Here is a 3,149-nt window from a genome sequence, read left to right on the forward strand (position 1 = left end):
GGCGTAGGCGTCTCGGGCAGGGTGTCCCCCCACACGTCCCACAGCAGCAGTTCGTCGCGCTCGCGGTGCGCGAGCTCGGTGACCACGTACCCCCGCACGAACTCCGGCCCGCACAGGAACGGCAGCGAGGGGTCGACGCCGTAGGTCGCCACGTCGAGGCCGTCGCGACGGTGCGCCAGCCAGACCTCCGCCGCGGTCTCGAACGGCGCCCCGATCCCGTTCGCCATGTCGTGCGAGTCGAACCCGAACCAGTTCTCGGCCATGTCGAGCTCGGGGTCGAACCGGACCCAGCGCGACCCGTCCCAGTACTCGCCGACCACGTGGTCGTGGTGGAACCCGGGGCGGAAGTAGCCGGAGAACCCGACGCGGCTGCGCGCGGGGATCCCGTGCTCGCGCAGCACCGCGATGGCGACCAGCGTGTGGTCGCGGCAGCACCCGGCGAGCTGCTGGGCGGGCTCCCGGGCGCTGGTCAGCGGGCCGGAAGAGCGCCGCTGCGACTCGTCGAGCAGGTCGGAGAGCCACCGGAGGTCGATGTCCGCGTCCTGCCCCGGCACCAGCTGGTCCGCCGCGCCCCGGTAGTGGATGACCACGGAGCAGGCGGCCGCGTGCAGCGACCCCGGGTCGGTGGCCACGGCGGCGAGCAGGGGCGCGTGCCGGCCGGGGTCGGAGTAGCGGCTGTGGGTGGCGTAGTCGGCGAGCTCAGGCATGCCGCCAGCCTGGAGCCTGCCCCAGGGGCAGGGTCAAGGGACGGGCCGGGCGACGCGCACGACCACGCCCTCGTCGGACCACGGCACGGGGTAGATCTCGCGCTCCGGGCCACCGTGCGCGTGGCCGCGGGACACGAACCACGTCTCCAGCGCGACGTACGCGCCGATGATCTCCGGGTACCGGCAGTCGGCGGCGGTCACCGGGACGGACGCCAGGGTCTGCGCGGGCTCCTCGCGCAGCGTGACGGCACCGGCGGGCGCGATCGCACCCTCGTACGGCACGCACGTCTCGATGGGCCCGTCGCCGTCGAAGCCCACCGCGCCGTGGAACAGCRCCCAGAACTCGGGCCCGTACGCGGCGCCGCCCGCGTCGAGGAACGCCCGGAGCTGGAGCACGTCCGACGTCAGCGACGCGACCAGGTCCTCCTGCAGCACGYGGTGCCGGACCGACGCCACCGTCCGCGGACCCACCTGCTCGACCACGACGTCGTCGACCCCGAACCGGCCCCTCCGTGCGGGTGCGTCCGGCTCGCCGAGGACGTGCAGGACCAGGTCCAGCTCGGGCCCGCGCTCGGTGAGCTCCCGCTGGCGCCCGTCCCACCAGGACCGGATCGTGGCCGCCTGCCCGTTCTCCGCGGCGAGCACGTCGGCGATCGACCCGAGGGGCATCTCGAGCCGCCGGAGCAGCGAGATCGTGTGCGCCCTGCCCAGCTGGTCGAGGTCGTAGTAGCGGTACCCGCTGTCCGGGTCCACGCGCACGGGCTCGAGCAGCCCCCGGGCGTCGTACAGCCGCAACGCCTTGAGCGAGAGCCCCGACCGGCGAGCGAACTCGCCGATGGTCACCACACCGTCCGCCACGGGCCGAGGATAGCGACGGCCCCCACGTGTGGGCTCAGTCGGGGGCCGAGGGGGCCGTCGCTCTGTGACCTAGTTGCTGGTGCCGACGATGTCGACGACGAAGACCAGCGTGTCCCCGCCCTTGATGCCGGCCTGCGGGACACCGCGGTCGCCGTAGCCCAGGTGCGAGGGGATCGAGACGAGCACGCGCGACCCGACCTGCTGGCCGACGAGCGCCTCGTCCCACCCGGCGATGACAGCGCCGACGCCGATCGGGAAGCTGATCGAGGAGCCGCGGTCGTACGAGTTGTCGAAGATCCCGCCCTGCCAGGACTGGCCGAGGTAGTGCACCTCGAGGTCGTCCCCGGCCTCGACGAGGGCGCCGTCGCCGCGGGACAGGACCAGGACCTCGAGCTCACCCGACGCCGGAGCGTCCGGGAAGGTCAGCGTCGGCTTCTGGCCGAAGGAACCCGAGACCTCGGGCAGCGCTGCGGACATGACGTACTCCTTCAGTGGATGACAGTGCGCGCCCATCTTGCCAACCTCGACCGACAGACGCCGAACCGAGGGGTTGACGCGGTTGGCTAATAGCATTAGCTTTCTGTCCATGACGACCATCCAGCACCTGCAGCGCCCCGAGGGGCGGATCGCCTACACGGTCGACGGGCCCGCGGACGGCCCGCTCGTCGTCCTCATCCCGGGCATGGGTGACCTGCGCAGCACCTGGCGCGAGCTCACCGGCCCGCTCGCCGACACCGGCCACCGCGTCGCCGTGATGGACCTGCGCGGCCACGGCGACTCCGACACCACGTTCTCGACCCACGGCGACGTCGTGACCGGCCAGGACGCGCTCGCGCTCGTCGAGCACCTCGGCGGCCCGGCGGTCCTCGTCGGCAACTCCATGGGCGCCGGGGCTGCCGGCTGGGCCGCCGCCGAGCGACCCGACCTCGTGGCCGGCCTCGTCCTGACCGGACCGTTCCTGCGCGAGCGCCCGATGCCGGCGATCGCCGTCGCGGTCATGCACGGCCTCGAGCGGGCGCTCTTCTCGCGCCCGTGGGGTGCGTCCGTCTGGGCGTCCTACTACCGCGGCTACCTCAACCGCGGCACCAAGGCACCGTGGCTCGACGAGCACGTCGCCGACCTGCGGGCCGCGATGAAGGACCCCGCCCACCTGCGCTCCTTCCGGCACCTCACCGTCCAGCTCACGCACGCCCCGGTCGAGGCGCGCGTGCCGGAGATCGTCGCGCCGGCGGTCGCGTTCGTCGGCGCGATCGACCCCGACTTCCCGGACCCCGCGGCGGAGGCCGAGTGGCTGCGCAGCGTGCTCGACGGGGAGGTCGTCGTCATCCCGGACGTCGCGCACTACCCCCAGAACCAGGCCCCCGAGGTCGTCGCCCCGCGCACGCTCGCGTTCCTCGCCGGCCTGTCCCGCGACGCCGCCGGCCGGTTCCAGGTCCGCGCGGACGCCCGTGCCTAGGGCGGGCCTCGACCGGGCCGTCGTCGTCGACCTCGCCCTCGCGGTCGTCGACGGCGGCGGACCCACCGGCTTCGCCGACCTGACGCTCGCGGCCGTGGCCGCCCGGGCCGGCGTCGCGGTGCCGAGCC

At 73.9% G+C, this 3,149-nt stretch carries 4 protein-coding genes; 1 reads left to right on the forward strand and 3 read right to left on the reverse strand.

Annotation, left to right across the window (positions count from 1 at the left end; translation table 11 throughout):
- The 3 genes from AC1DUQ_RS19805 to AC1DUQ_RS19815 all read right to left on the reverse strand — a co-directional run.
- On the reverse strand, window positions 1-707 hold a 707-nt coding region (locus tag AC1DUQ_RS19805), incomplete at its 3' end, for a transglutaminase-like domain-containing protein (RefSeq protein ID WP_477074428.1).
- Window positions 708-740: 33 nt separating this feature from the next.
- On the reverse strand, window positions 741-1,565 hold the full coding sequence (locus AC1DUQ_RS19810; protein WP_477074429.1) for a MerR family transcriptional regulator: 825 nt from the start codon (window positions 1,563-1,565) through the stop codon (window positions 741-743).
- 69 nt (window positions 1,566-1,634) lie between these two features.
- The gene (locus tag AC1DUQ_RS19815) at window positions 1,635-2,042 is read right to left on the reverse strand and encodes an FKBP-type peptidyl-prolyl cis-trans isomerase (RefSeq protein ID WP_082574249.1); all 408 of its coding nucleotides are present in this window, start codon (window positions 2,040-2,042) and stop codon (window positions 1,635-1,637) included.
- A gap of 109 nt (window positions 2,043-2,151) precedes the next feature.
- On the opposite strand from AC1DUQ_RS19815, the gene AC1DUQ_RS19820 reads away from it, so the two are divergent.
- On the forward strand, window positions 2,152-3,021 hold the full coding sequence (locus AC1DUQ_RS19820; protein WP_477060232.1) for an alpha/beta fold hydrolase: 870 nt from the start codon (window positions 2,152-2,154) through the stop codon (window positions 3,019-3,021).
- Window positions 3,022-3,149: the final 128 nt, after the last annotated feature.

The organism is Cellulomonas sp. P4_B5_2 (assembly GCF_056402235.1).